Source organism: Pseudomonas sp. G.S.17 (assembly GCF_038096165.1).
GTDB lineage: Bacteria > Pseudomonadota > Gammaproteobacteria > Pseudomonadales > Pseudomonadaceae > Aquipseudomonas.
Genome location: NZ_CP151076.1, coordinates 5,458,406 through 5,470,917, shown reverse-complemented (window position 1 = coordinate 5,470,917; position 12,512 = coordinate 5,458,406). Strand labels below are relative to the sequence as shown.

The following is a 12,512-nucleotide window of genomic DNA, read 5'->3' as shown; positions in this document are numbered from 1 at the left end:
GATATCAACTTTACAACGTCCGTCGGTGGGATGCCGTTTTCAGTCCATCTGTAGAGCGAATGACGGTCCCTAAATGCCTCAGGGCCTTCAAACAGCAGGTCGCATGCCCGTCCACTCATCATCATTTGCCCCTCGTTCTGGCGCTTAGGCGCAGACAACAGGTGGTTCCGTCCGCGAGATAAATCTGCCACATAGCTACCTCATCGTGGGCTCGAATTCCGAGACGGTGTGGTGTGTGGAGATGCCACACACCGGCGCCTACAGCCAATTGAATACGACCATAATGGGCCGCTTCCTACAGCAGCTTCGATTTCGACAGCAGCGGCCGGAGCCAGATACGTCTCATTGCTACAACAGCTAGCTACCCAGGCATCACATCGGCGGCTTCCTCATAAGCAGCTGACAGCACCTTTTCTGGTTCCTGGCCGAGAATGTCCTCCGGGCGCTGGTTCTCCAGAAAATTGTTAGGGGATCTGAACCAAAAAGCCAAGTCCCAGCCATTTTTGGCTGGCCCTAAGACTGATATCACCTGGGCGAGCTGAGGTAGCAAATCACGGCCTGCGTTGTTTGCGAAAGCATAATCCGGAAAGAGTACTTGGCCTTGATGAGCTATCGAGAAAATTCTTCGCTGAGACTCTGCTTGTAGCAGCGACCTCTTGAACTCACCTTGATCTCTCTGATGAAGCCGAGCCAGGCGATCTAGGGGAAGGAACCGTTGTCCTGCCAAGATTTTGACCTTGGCGCGCGCAAGCGTCTCCTCCAACCTCTGCGCCCTCGTTCTCATACCTTCAGCCTCTAAACATAGTTGAAGATCCGCTGGGTTAAGGACGACGGCACGTGAGTCCTTATCCAGTCGTAGCCTACTGCTTCAGCAGAAATGTTAGTCAATTTATGGGGAGGTGTCGCCATTAAGCTCGAGATAGTTCAACACCGGTGGGTCAAAATCGTATCAGCGCCAACACGCGTCGGACAACTGATCTATATTGAAAGATCCTCACCGCTCAAATTAAAGCGCAGTTCGTAGACCTCACCTTTGAATTGTCACTCAGTCACGGCGGGCAAAAAAGAGCAGATTTAGTGCTCTACGCCCTGCGCTATATAGAATAGAAATTTGGCCTTGGGTAGGACGCCGTTCGATTCAGATATCCAGTAATCCGAGTCGCTTGGCCGCTAGTTGGAAGAGGCAGTCGCCGCGTTTGACCCGGGCTGTCGCCCGTTTGCAAATGACCTGGCCGCTACCATCGAATGTTACGACCTGCGGTTCGCGCAACGGCTCGTCAGGAAAGTGAATCAGCGCCGCCGGCTGTCCGGCTTGCACTTCATCGCCCAACTGCGCCAATGGCTCCCAAATACCGCGATGGTTGGCATAGGCATAATGAGTTAGCCGATCTATGCTCATCAGTTGTGGCTCTGCCGGGGCGGATTCAGGAACAAGCGAACCGCTCAGCACTCCGGTAAATCCCATCAGGTGCAACAAGCCTTGGCGTCCCTGCTGAAGGATTGCTTTGTCAACGTTGCCAGCACCGCCCAGTTCGGTCAGAAAACACAGCGCGTTCTGGCGGCGGGCGGCGGCCGTGATATTCACCGAGTTGGGCTGATACAAAAACGCTCGTGGTAAGCCGAATGCTTTCAAAAGCCCGATGACTCGGGCTTCCTCTTCTGCGTCCCGTGGCTCCAACGCCATCATGTTTGCACCGTCGTAAAGCAGCGAAGAGCCCCCCGAGTGCAGGTCGACGATGTAATCCGCCTTGGCCAGTAAAATATGCTCGACGAAGTGCGCAATGACTTGGGTTGGAGTCCCAGACTGCACGCCGGGGAACAGGCGGTTGAGGTTGCCGTCATCCAGTGGAGACGTGCGCGTGCCAGCATCCGCTGCTGGAAAATTCAGCATTGGCAGGATGATGATTTGTCCGTTGACCATGTCAGGGGAAATATCCCTCATCAGCGAACTGGCAATGATTTGACCTTCGTATTCATCGCCGTGACTTCCAGCAGAAACGATGAACACCGGTCCCTCACCGCGCTTGATCGACGCAATCGGAATCGGCAGCCAGCCGTAGGCAGAACGGTGTACCGAATGGGGCAGGCGCAGGTAGCCGACATGCTTGCCTGGAGCGTCCAGGTCTATTTCACTTTTAATAGTGTGCAGCATGACTCACTAAACTCCTTTATGAGTGCTCAGAAAGCAGGGTTACCAGTCAGCGTTTGCTTTGGCCATGTTGCCGACCAGGTCGTAGTTTTCGCCCAGATAGCGTTGGCCGATGCTTTGCAACGTGCCGTCCTGGATCATGTTGCCGATTGCCACGTCAATAGCCTCGCGCAGACTGTCATTACTCCTGGGGACGATGATCGCGCCGAGCGAATAGGTCACCGGATCACCCACCGCCTTGATCGGAAGATTACCTGCAGTGCGAGTCTTTTCCCCGACGAAGAAAGAGGCGATCACCGAATCCAGGCGACGGGTGGACAAGTCGCTGAAAAGCAGTCCGCCACCTTCATAACCGCGTATCTCGGACTCTTTCAACTTACGATGAGCCCACAGTTCGTTGGACGTGCCGGAACTGACACCTACGCTTTTGCCGCTGAGGCTGGGAATGTCATGGATATCCTGATTGCTAGTGCTCACCCATATACGGAAATCCTGAACGCTGTACGGAACGGTAAAATCGACTTTTTTGGCCCGGTCCGGGGTGTTGGCCATGCCGCTGACGACCAGATCGTATTTCGCAGTGGTCAGGCTTTCGACAAAGTTTGCAAACTTGTCGGCGATGATCTCGACCCTGACAACGCCGAGGCGTTTGAAGATTTCCGTGGCAACCGCTACATCGTAACCGTCTGGTTCATTCTGATCGTTGAGATAGCTCCACGGCCGACTGGTAAGCGTGGTAGCGACTTTCACCACACCTTTGGCCTGAAGCTGCTTGAGTGTGTCGTCGGCTGGCTGTGCACTCGCGACCGATACGACGGTCCCCAAGCTCAATAGAACTGCTAGGGCTGTCAGGGTCCATCTAGTGCGCATCATATTCATGGTGTTGACCTCAGTGGTTGGACGATCAATAACGCCGCATGAATTGCTGGATACGTTCACCACTGTTCTCGCCGAAAAACTCTTCCGTTGGGCAATCTTTAATAATCGCGCCGTTCTCCATGAAGACCACCCGATCCGCTGCTTCTCGGGCAAAGCGCAGCTCATGCGTGACGACCAGCATGGTCATTCCCGCGTTTGCCAAATCACGCATCACGTTAAGGACTTCGTCGCGAAGCTCAGGGTCCAGGGCGGAGGTAGGCTCATCGAAGAATATGACTTCTGGGTTCATTGCCAGCCCACGGGCAATGGCAACGCGTTGTTTTTGTCCGCCGGAAAGCTTTGCCGGGTAGCTGTCTGCTTTTTCAGACAAACCCACGGACGCCAGCAACTGCTGGCCTCGTTCGACGGCTTGAGCGCGTGGCACCTTGCGCACGCTGATCAAGCCTTCAATCACGTTTTGCAAAGCCGTCATATGCGGGAACAGGTTGAACGCCTGAAAAACCATTGCGGTCTTTTGACGCAGGAGTTCAACCTGCTTGCGTGCCGGGCGATCGAAGCGGCCGTCTACAGGAATCTCGACCCGATGCCCGCAGATTTCCAGAACACCTGCATCCGGCATTTCCAGCAAATTCAGCGAGCGTAGCAAGGTCGTCTTCCCAGACCCGGAAGGGCCCAGGATGACCACGACCTCACCGGCCTTGACCTCAAGATCTACACCTTTGAGCACGGTCAGTTCACCGAAAGACTTGCTCAAGCCGCTCACGCGCACTTTGGTAATACTCATCGCATGTGCCTCGTCCAACGGCCTTCCAGCCAGGTTTGCAGAACGGTCAGGATCTGATTGATCAGCCAATACATGAGCCCCACCATCAGGAACATTTCCATGTAACGGAAAGTGGCCGCACCCACTTGCTCGGCAACGCGAGTCAACTCCATAACCGTGATAGTCGACGCCAGCGACGTGTCCTTGATCAAGGCGATCATTCGGCTGCCCAAAGGCGGCGTCGCAATGCGCAGCGCCTGGGGCAAAATGATGCGGCGCAGGCAGGTCCAGTAACCCATGCTCATTGACTGCGACGCTTCCCATTGGCCTGGGTCGACGGAATTGATGCCGGCTCTGAAAATTTCACTCAAATAAGCCGCCGAAAACAGCGTCAATGCCAGAAGTGCCGAGGGGATGGGCGAGAGCACGATGCCGTAATGGGGCAGTCCGAAATAAATCAGCAGGATTTGCACCAGCAACGGCGTCCCGCGGAACAGCGAAACATATGAGAACGCTAGTATCCTGAACACGCGGATTTTGGAGAGGCGCAGCAGGGCAATCAGCATCCCAAGGATGCAGCCGAGGACGAATGCCCCAAGGCCGAGCCCCAAGGTCATTACAATGGCTTTTTCGAGCAGGGGTAACGAACGTAGGAACAAATCCCACATGGCTTATTCCTCGGTCAGTTCTAACAGTGCAGCCTGAATACCCTGAGTCATGTGGTAATCAGCACCGATCCACTGTTTGGAGTACGCGTCCACAGTGCCATCCTTGACCATGTCGTCGATGGCCTTGCCAACGGCGTCGCGCAAGCTTTCCCGACCTTTTGCCAGCACCGGCGCAGAGAGCTGATAGGTCAAGGGCGCTCCTACCGACTTGATGGGCAGATTGTTGGTTTTCTTGTACTTCTCACCGCCAAACAACGATGAAAGCACACCTTCCACCCGGCCGATGGCCAAATCATTGAAGAGTAGGCCACCATTTTCATAGGTCCGGATGTCCGAACTAGTCATGTGCTTGCGCGCCCACGACTCGTTGCTGGTGCCGGAGGTCACACCAATGGAACGACTTGGCATGTCCTTGATGCTGTTGATCGCCTTGTTGTCCTCACGCACAAAGATATAGAACTGTTCAACGCCATACGGGCTGGCGAAGTCGACCTGCTTTTTGCGCTCTTCGGTGGGCGTTACGTCGTTCATCACCAGATCGTATTTGTCAGCTTTCAGACCTTCGACGAAGTTTTTGAAGCTGTCAGCGATAAACTCGACTTTAGCCACACCAATGCGCTTGGCAACTTCCTTGGCGATGGCGACGTCGTAACCAGCGGGTAAGTTGTCATCGCCTAGGTAACTCCAGGGTGGGCTCGCCTGGGTGTTAGCGACACGGATCACGCCCCGATCACGTAGGGTTTGAAGAGAGTCATCTGCATTAGCGCCGGCGCAAGCGCCGAATGCAGTAACTAGAGTCAATGCGAAAAGAATGCCGTTCTGTTTCATTTTTTATCCATCCTCAATTTGAGTGTGCAATCTGCTCTGGGGAGCGAGTACCTAAGTAACGGCAGAACAAGTAATGGAGCAGGGTTGCCAGATCTGACGCGTGGCATACCTGATGTATCAGAGCGCTTTACCGTATGCGTCAAGCGCCTGTGCCAGATCGCTGATCAGCATGGCCTCGTCTTCTAGACCGATGGATATGCGGATGATCGACTGGTTGGTGGGCGAATAAAGTCGGGATGTTTGCTGTGAAGCCGGGTAGTAAGCGATCAAGCTGTGAGTCCCCCCCCAGCTGGCGCCGATGGGGAAATGTTTAAGAGCGTTGAAGAACACACCAAAGGTTGCCTCATCTGGCGGGGTCTGCAGCACGACAGACAACAAGCTGCCGCTGCCCTGAAATTGCTCGCGCCAGATACGGTGGCCGGGGTTGCTTTCCAGCGCCGGGAACAACACCTGTTTGACCAAGGGCTGCGTTTCCAGCCAGCGGGCAACATTGAGAGCTTTGCGACTTTGCTCGCGCAGACGAAGCTCGTAGGTTTGCAGGCCGCGCTCGACCAGAAAGCAGTCCTCGGGGCTGGTTGCCTGGCCGAAGGTGCTCTGCGTTTCACGTAGCACGGCATAGTTATCCAGGTCATTAAGGCTAACAGTGCCCATCAATACGTCAGAGTGACCGCCGAAGTATTTGGTCGCGGCCTGGACTACGAAGTCCACACCGTGGTCTATGGCTTTGAAAAACAGTGGGCTGGCCCAGGTATTGTCCATCATGGTCAGCACGCCACGGCGCTTGGCGATGGTGGTGATCGCGTCGATGTCCTGCATCTCCATGGTCACAGTGCCCGGAGCTTCAATACAGATCATCCTAGTGTTTGGACGGATCAGTGCCTCAATGCCAGCATCGATGGTTGGCGGATAAAACTCCACCTCCACGCCCATCTTCGCCAACCACAACCGGCCGAATGTTTTCAGCGAGCCGTAGCAGGATTCGGAGATCAGCAGATGGTCACCACCACGGACAAATGCCATGACGGTAGTAATCAAAGCCGACGCGCCCGAAGGCATCACCACGCAATGGTGGGCTCCTTCCATTGCGGCAATGCGTCTTTCCAAGGCACGCGCGGTCGGGGTGCCAGTAATCCCATAGCTGTAGCCGTCAGGCTGGCGGTTTTTACGGCCGACGAAATCTTCGAAAGTGTCGAAAACAACAGTCGAACCGCGCCAGACTGAGGGGGAGAGGCTCGCATAAGGGTTGCCCGCTTGATCATTTACTTTCATTGGATTGCGCCTTGCACGGGATCATGAACGATGGGCCATTGTTCAGTAGACCGAAAGGGGTGGCTACAGCTAGGATTACTAACTCGATAAGTTCAGGTTATAGGTGCAGGCCGTGGGTGTTCGTGAGATCGAGGTGTTCCGCATGGTGATGAACGCCGGCAGCACCAGTAAAGCTGCGCATCTGTTGGGTATTTCCCAGCCTGCGGTCAGCCAGGCAATTCGCAAACTGGAAGCCAATGCGGGCCTTGAGTTGTTCAACCGGGTTCGGGGCAGATTAGTGCCGACCCGAGAAGCCCAGGCACTGATGATTGATGTCGATAAGTTCTTCGTAGGTATGGAAGTCATTGAACACCGCTTGAAGAGTCTCAAGCAGTTCGGCATGGACCGGCTGGTTATCGCCACACACCCAGCTCTTGGCAATGCCTTTATCCCGCGAGCGTTAGCAGGTTTTTCGCTGAATGAGCGTGACCTGAGGATTTCTCTCAGAGTACTCAGTTCACGCGAAGTCCACCAAGACGTGTCTTCTGGGCAATGCGACTTCGGATTGATGGCCGATGAAATGACCGTGGCGGGACTGGAACACTCTCCCTTCCTGGATTCCCCGGGGGTTATGGTCATGCCCGCCGGTCATGTATTGGCAAGCAAACGTGTCATTCATCCAGAAGACCTTAGCGGTCACGACTTTTTAGCACTTAACCCTGAAGACAGCAGCCGGGTGCGGTTGGAGACGGCTCTGCACTCAAGTGCGATACGGCTCAACATCCGGGTTGAGACCCCTTATGCGCATACCGTATGCGAAATGGCCCTACGTGGGATTGGGATAGGCTTGGCAAATCCGGTATCAGTAGTTGATTACCTGGACAGGGGGTTAGTGATCAGGCCGTTCGCGCTGGATATTCGCTTCAATAGTTTGTTGTTGTTCAGGCCGGGAAATCCCCTAGCTGAAAATGCGAGAAAGTTGATTTCCGCTTTACGCATTCAGCTAGCAAAGGATCTGAAAAGTGTTGAAAACCATATGAAGAAATAACTCATCAGGTTATTTGCTCCGACCGCACTGATTGACGTCACCCTAGTGATCGACTCTGGTGGTTATCTGACCTACAGACACAGGTCTGTTTAGGTCAGGCCAGAGATGCTAAATTAGCAGCCATGAATTTTTTCCGACCCCCTCGCTTTTCCGTTGCCTGGATACTGTACGCAGTCGTCCTGTTCAATGGTCTCGCGTGCAGTATCGGTCATGGTCAGATGATGGCCGCTTTCGCTAGTGACGCTGTGGCATCGGCTTCCCATGGCGGCGACGGGATGTCCGACATGCATGGGGGACATCACGAGATGCACAGGCCCATGCCAGCATCTACCAAAAAAATAGATATGTCAGGAAGCATGAATGCGCAGTCGGGTGACTGTTCGTTCGCTGGGACGCTAACGCTGGCGATGATTTTCTTCGTGGTATTGGGTTGGTTGATTCGGACCCGAAGTTCGCGCATGATTTTGCCCGATCACTGGCTCAGCGAGCCATCACGCCACTCCTTTCCGGGACTCAATCCACAGGCTCCCTAGAGCTCATCGTGGAAATGCGAGCTCGCTCGTGCAAACAACCAATAATGATTTTGAATCTTGCCGGGAGCTGATCCTGGCTGGGTGCATTTAACCGTTGGTGAGTGCCTATGTCTGCGTCATCTTTAAGACCGGAACCACAGTCGTCCGGGGCCTTTGTCGCCTTGCTGAAAAGGCTCCATTTTTATATCGGTATATTCATCGGTCCTTTCTTGCTGGTCGCAGCGTTGAGTGGCGTCGTATACGCCCTGACGCCTCGGATTGAGGCATCGCTCTATTCCCAAGCCCTGCACACCGAGACGCGGGGACCCGCTTTGAGTCTGCAAGCGCAAGTACTGCGTGCGGTGCAACAGGTAGGGCCGGGTTTGAGCGTCGCCGCTGTGCGCCCGGCACCCGCACCGGGTGATACAACAAGAGTGATGTTCAGCGACCCCGATTTTGGGGCTTCCGAACATCGAGCGTTGTTTGTCGACCCGGTCAGTGGGGAAATTCGGGGTGATATGAAAGTCTATGGCACCAGCGGTGTACTACCGCTGCGCACATGGATCGATCAGTTTCATCGCGGCCTGCTGCTGGGAGATGTCGGTAGGATCTATAGCGAACTGGCAGCCTCATGGTTATGGGTTGCGGCAACGGGCGGCCTGTTGTTATGGGCCATTAAGCGTCGCCGTATCAATCGTCACCGTGGAAATGTGCGCAGGTGGCACGCCACCACAGGCGTCTGGTTGCTCTTGGGATTGCTGTTCTTTTCAGCCACCGGTTTGACCTGGTCGCAGTACGCCGGTGAAAACATCGGGGTGCTGCGCGCTTACTATGGCTGGTCAACCCCGAGCGTATCCACAGCACTCGGTAAACCTTCGGCCATGCAGATGCCGATGGATGAGCATGCTGAGCATCACATACAAATGGCTCCTGTTGCCCAGATCTCGGTGCTCGATCCTGCCTTGTTTGACAGCATTCTGGCCAGAGCACGTGCAGAGCATATCGATGCAGCCAAGGTTGAAATCAAGCCATCCAAGAGTGGTGACAAAGCCTGGGTGGTCAGTGAGATAGACCGTAGCTGGCCAACGCAGGTAGATGCTGTGTCGATAAACCCTCAAACACTGGAAGTGGTCGATCACGTCCAGTTTTCAGAGTACTCGCTGCCCGCCAAACTTACTCGCTGGGGTATCGACGCTCACATGGGAGCGCTGTTTGGTCTGGCCAATCAACTAGTCTTATTGGTCTTTGCCAGTGGTCTGGCAGCGATGGTTATCATGGGCTACCTAATGTGGTGGCGACGTCGGCCAAGTCTTTTTCCGGGGCGAGGTCATCAAACAACACTCCTGAGCGCCTGGCGTTCATTGCACCTAGGAGCCCAACTCGCCGTGATTCTGGTAGCGCTACTGCTAGGCAGTGCCCTGCCAGTACTGGGTTGGAGTCTGGTGGTCCTTATTCTCTTGGACGCTTTATTGTGCTTTCGGCAAGCCTCGAACAGATTTGTCGAAGGCAAGGCGTGATCAACGAGTGCGAAGGTAATGCGTAGCAGGCACCCGACCGGAGCGTGGCTGAGCCTGTTCGCCATGCTGATGATTTTCACCGGTCCGCTGATCAGTCAGGGGATCAGCCTTGCTCATGGCAAAACCCGGCCAATGAGCATGGCGGGTATGGAGTGCCACGAGATGCCTGGCATGAGCCAGATGTCTCACAATACCTCAGCCGAAAAGCCCCACGATTTGATCGTCTGCGAAAAATGCGGGTATTGTTCGCTGCTGTTTCAACACCCTGCGCTTGCCGAGTCGAACCTTCCCAGGTTGCGACTTTATGTTCCACCCTTGCAGTATTGCTATACCCACTTCATTCCCCAGCAATTCACGCCCCCGGTGTTTCCCGGTGCGCGAAGCCGAGCCCCGCCGATTCGACTGTTGAACGTCACTTCCACTTTTTGCTGAACGTGAATGGCCAACGCCGCGTCGACGGGCTCTTGTCCCCGGTAATGCGGTTCGCGCGCGCTCAGTCAACATCTGACTGTCATCGGAAGATTTCATGCACTCGACCAAGAACGAGCCGCTGTTTCACATTGACTTGTCGCGCCAACGTTGGTGCCCTGTTTTTTGCGTTTTTTTGGGCCTGGCGTCACCAGTATTTACCCTGGCTGCGCGGCCACATGATGACGAGACGGATACACAACAACCCGCACTGGGCCAGTCCCCATGGGTCATTACAGCGGTCCAGCAAAGTGCGCCACTGGCGGTTATCACCAGCCGCAGGGACGCTTGCCAATCGGTGCCTGCCGGCGACGGCAACGATTACCTGAAAACCATCCCCGGCTTTTGGGCGATTCGAAGCGGCGGTTTCAACGGTGATTCGGTAATGCGCGGCATGTTTGGTTCACGCCTGAACCTGCGCACTAACGGTGGCCTAATGCTGGGAAACCGGATAGATGAAGAACGCCACGCTGACGCTGCGGGGACGGAACCTGACAAACGAGTTTTATGGGGAATATTCGGGATATTCCTCGACGCAGATCTATATCGGAGCCCCACGCAGTGCAGAGCTTGGGCTGAACTTCAAGTTTTAAACACTTTAAACAAATAGGCCCGGTTCGCTGACCGGACTATTTAGAGGAGATTTACATGCAATCACCAATGACGCGTCGTTGGTTTATCCGTGGTCTCAGCCTGCTGAGTCTTGGTTTGCTTGCGGGCTGCGATGGCTCCAGTAAGTTGTCATTCAAATATGGCAAGGATCTGAGTGACAAGATCGCAGGGCGAACCTTTAAGCTTCGGGACCCTCAAGGCCGGGTCAAAACGCTGTCCAGTTACCGGGGCATGATGCCGATGGTATTTTTTGGTTTCACTCAGTGTCCTGCCGTCTGCCCTACTGCGCTGGCTCGTGCAGCGCAAATCAAGAAGTTAATGGGCAACGACGGTGATCTTTTGCAGGTGATCTTTATCACTGTGGATCCTGAAAGGGACAAGCCTGCAATGCTGGATGCTTACGTCAAAGCTTTCGATCCTAGCTTCGTTGCGTTGTACGGCAATCTTGAAGAAACAGCGGCGACGGCAAAGGAATTCGGGGTGTTTTACGAAAAGATACCCAGCGGCTCTACTTACACCATGTCGCACACGGCGACCAGTTACATCTATGACACCCGGGGTGTTTTGCGCCTGGGGCTATCCCATTCTCTTTCTGCTCAGCAGTGCACAGAAGATCTACTCACCGTCATGGAGGTTTGTTAATGGCTTTTAAAATAAACAAGACCCTATCCGCCCTCGCACTCGTGCAAGCACTGGCTTTGCTGCCTTTAATGGGTATTGCCACCCAGGTTTGCGCGCAAACGGTTATCGAGGATGCTTGGGTGAGGGCTACGGTACCTGGGCAGCCCTCGACTGGAGCATTCATGACAGTGACTGCAAATGCCGATAGTAAACTGGTGGCCGCTCTATCCCCTGCGGCAAAGCTTGTGCAAATTCATCAATCAAGCATGAAAGACGATGTGATGATCATGCAGGAAGTGGATTCGGTCACTTTGCCAGCAGGCAAACCGGTGGTTATGGCACCGAGCGGATACCATGTAATGCTTATCGACCTTGTGGGTCAGGTACAAGAGGGCGATGAGGTGCCGGTCACATTAGTGATTGAGGAGGCAAACGGGCATAGGGAAATGGTGAAGTTTCAAGCAAAGGCTCGTGCCCTTAACACTCCGGATTCTGACGCAATGCATGATCACGGCAAGATGCACTAAAGCCCATGAGCTAAAACAAATCGCGGTAGGCTTGCTGCCGCGATGTCTTCGCTCAATTCTTAAGGTAGTTGTACTGGGTGAACTGTCTCTGCGGATCGCCCAGCGGCGCAAGAAATCATTACAGTATATGTCCGAAAATGCAGCTAAAAGCTTCACTGAACTCCGGACTTTGCCTGCAGCAAGCGGCCTTCCCATTTTCCGAAGACAAGGCGTGACAGCTCATTGCATCAACTGATGCGTAAAAGATGCCAGATCGCAGCATGGTTAAGCCTCTTCGCCATGCTGATGATTTTTGTCGGTCCCCTGATCAGTCAGGGGCTTAACCTTGCGCATGGCAAAAGCTCACCCATAAGCATGGCGGGTATGGCCTGCGACGATATGCCTGGCACTAGCCAGATGTCTCACCATGCCTCTGCCGACAACCACAATGATCTCATCATTTGGGAGAAGTGTGGGTATTGCTCGCTCTTGTTCCAGCATCCACTGATCACCGAGTCGAATCTGCTTAACTTCTGCCTCCGTGTTCCACCTACGCTGTTCCTCCCGCGTCACTTCACCGCCCAGCTAGCAACACCGCCGGTATTTCCAGGTGCGCGAAGCAGAGCCCCACCGGTTCGACCGTTGAACATCACCTCTACTTTTTGCTGAACGCGAATCGCCGATTCTGCGTCA

General features: G+C 54.4%; 13 protein-coding genes and 1 pseudogene. 8 read left to right on the top strand and 6 right to left on the bottom strand.

Annotated features, from left to right (window positions below; all coding sequences use genetic code 11):
• Window positions 1–1,138: 1,138 nt before the first annotated feature.
• The 6 genes from AABC73_RS25395 to AABC73_RS25370 all read right to left on the bottom strand — a co-directional run bounded on the left by AABC73_RS25395 (window position 1,139) and on the right by AABC73_RS25370 (window position 6,556).
• Window positions 1,139–2,152: a succinylglutamate desuccinylase/aspartoacylase family protein gene (locus AABC73_RS25395; protein WP_341521437.1), complete on the bottom strand. Its 1,014-nt coding sequence runs from the start codon at window positions 2,150–2,152 to the stop codon at window positions 1,139–1,141.
• A 39-nt stretch (window positions 2,153–2,191) separates the two neighbouring features.
• Window positions 2,192–2,980 (bottom strand): transporter substrate-binding domain-containing protein, encoded by a 789-nt coding sequence (locus AABC73_RS25390; protein WP_341521436.1) that lies wholly within the window; start codon window positions 2,978–2,980, stop codon window positions 2,192–2,194.
• A gap of 73 nt (window positions 2,981–3,053) precedes the next feature.
• Window positions 3,054–3,812 (bottom strand): amino acid ABC transporter ATP-binding protein, encoded by a 759-nt coding sequence (locus AABC73_RS25385; protein ID WP_341521435.1) that lies wholly within the window; start codon window positions 3,810–3,812, stop codon window positions 3,054–3,056.
• On the bottom strand, window positions 3,809–4,459 hold the full coding sequence (locus tag AABC73_RS25380) for an amino acid ABC transporter permease (protein WP_341521434.1): 651 nt from the start codon (window positions 4,457–4,459) through the stop codon (window positions 3,809–3,811). Before AABC73_RS25380 ends, AABC73_RS25385 begins: the two co-directional genes overlap by 4 nt.
• 3 nt (window positions 4,460–4,462) lie before the next feature.
• Window positions 4,463–5,287 carry a transporter substrate-binding domain-containing protein gene (locus AABC73_RS25375; protein WP_341521433.1) on the bottom strand — a complete coding sequence of 275 codons (825 nt, stop codon included), beginning with the start codon at window positions 5,285–5,287 and terminating at the stop codon, window positions 4,463–4,465.
• A gap of 117 nt (window positions 5,288–5,404) precedes the next feature.
• Complete coding sequence (locus AABC73_RS25370) at window positions 5,405–6,556, bottom strand: aminotransferase class V-fold PLP-dependent enzyme (protein ID WP_341521432.1); 1,152 nt, start codon at window positions 6,554–6,556, stop codon at window positions 5,405–5,407.
• A 112-nt stretch (window positions 6,557–6,668) separates the two neighbouring features.
• On the opposite strand from AABC73_RS25370, the gene AABC73_RS25365 reads away from it, so the two are divergent.
• From AABC73_RS25365 to AABC73_RS25330, 8 genes and pseudogenes are all read left to right on the top strand, one after another.
• Complete coding sequence (locus AABC73_RS25365) at window positions 6,669–7,583, top strand: LysR substrate-binding domain-containing protein (protein WP_341521431.1); 915 nt, start codon at window positions 6,669–6,671, stop codon at window positions 7,581–7,583.
• Window positions 7,584–7,705: 122 nt separating this feature from the next.
• Window positions 7,706–8,116 (top strand): DUF2946 family protein, encoded by a 411-nt coding sequence (locus tag AABC73_RS25360; RefSeq protein WP_341521430.1) that lies wholly within the window; start codon window positions 7,706–7,708, stop codon window positions 8,114–8,116.
• 107 nt (window positions 8,117–8,223) lie between these two features.
• Window positions 8,224–9,612, top strand: a complete 1,389-nt coding sequence (locus tag AABC73_RS25355; protein ID WP_341521429.1) for a PepSY-associated TM helix domain-containing protein — start codon at window positions 8,224–8,226, stop codon at window positions 9,610–9,612.
• A gap of 18 nt (window positions 9,613–9,630) precedes the next feature.
• The gene (locus AABC73_RS25350; RefSeq protein ID WP_341521428.1) at window positions 9,631–10,044 is read left to right on the top strand and encodes a DUF2946 domain-containing protein; all 414 of its coding nucleotides are present in this window, start codon (window positions 9,631–9,633) and stop codon (window positions 10,042–10,044) included.
• Window positions 10,045–10,138: 94 nt separating this feature from the next.
• Window positions 10,139–10,537 (top strand): annotated as a pseudogene (locus AABC73_RS25345) (TonB-dependent copper receptor); the annotation flags it as partial.
• Between the two features lie 191 nt (window positions 10,538–10,728).
• Window positions 10,729–11,334 carry an SCO family protein gene (locus AABC73_RS25340; protein ID WP_341521427.1) on the top strand — a complete coding sequence of 202 codons (606 nt, stop codon included), beginning with the start codon at window positions 10,729–10,731 and terminating at the stop codon, window positions 11,332–11,334.
• Window positions 11,334–11,840 (top strand): copper chaperone PCu(A)C, encoded by a 507-nt coding sequence (locus AABC73_RS25335; protein ID WP_341521426.1) that lies wholly within the window; start codon window positions 11,334–11,336, stop codon window positions 11,838–11,840. Before AABC73_RS25340 ends, AABC73_RS25335 begins: the two co-directional genes overlap by 1 nt.
• A 234-nt stretch (window positions 11,841–12,074) precedes the next feature.
• A complete protein-coding gene (locus AABC73_RS25330; protein WP_341524337.1) occupies window positions 12,075–12,488 on the top strand; it encodes a DUF2946 domain-containing protein in 414 nt (137 codons plus the stop codon).
• The last annotated feature ends 24 nt before the right edge of the window (window positions 12,489–12,512 follow it).

Bases quoted from the DNA above. Each gene is read 5' to 3' on its own strand.
- AABC73_RS25395 (WP_341521437.1), bottom strand. From the start codon at position 2,152: ATGCTGCACACTATTAAAAGTGAAATAGACCTGGACGCTCCAGGCAAG.
- AABC73_RS25385 (WP_341521435.1), bottom strand. From the start codon at position 3,812: ATGAGTATTACCAAAGTGCGCGTGAGCGGCTTGAGCAAGTCTTTCGGT.
- AABC73_RS25380 (WP_341521434.1), bottom strand. From the start codon at position 4,459: ATGTGGGATTTGTTCCTACGTTCGTTACCCCTGCTCGAAAAAGCCATT.
- AABC73_RS25375 (WP_341521433.1), bottom strand. From the start codon at position 5,287: ATGAAACAGAACGGCATTCTTTTCGCATTGACTCTAGTTACTGCATTC.
- AABC73_RS25370 (WP_341521432.1), bottom strand. From the start codon at position 6,556: ATGAAAGTAAATGATCAAGCGGGCAACCCTTATGCGAGCCTCTCCCCC.
- AABC73_RS25360 (WP_341521430.1), top strand. From the start codon at position 7,706: ATGAATTTTTTCCGACCCCCTCGCTTTTCCGTTGCCTGGATACTGTAC.
- AABC73_RS25355 (WP_341521429.1), top strand. From the start codon at position 8,224: ATGTCTGCGTCATCTTTAAGACCGGAACCACAGTCGTCCGGGGCCTTT.
- AABC73_RS25350 (WP_341521428.1), top strand. From the start codon at position 9,631: ATGCGTAGCAGGCACCCGACCGGAGCGTGGCTGAGCCTGTTCGCCATG.
- AABC73_RS25340 (WP_341521427.1), top strand. From the start codon at position 10,729: ATGCAATCACCAATGACGCGTCGTTGGTTTATCCGTGGTCTCAGCCTG.
- AABC73_RS25335 (WP_341521426.1), top strand. From the start codon at position 11,334: ATGGCTTTTAAAATAAACAAGACCCTATCCGCCCTCGCACTCGTGCAA.
- AABC73_RS25330 (WP_341524337.1), top strand. From the start codon at position 12,075: ATGCGTAAAAGATGCCAGATCGCAGCATGGTTAAGCCTCTTCGCCATG.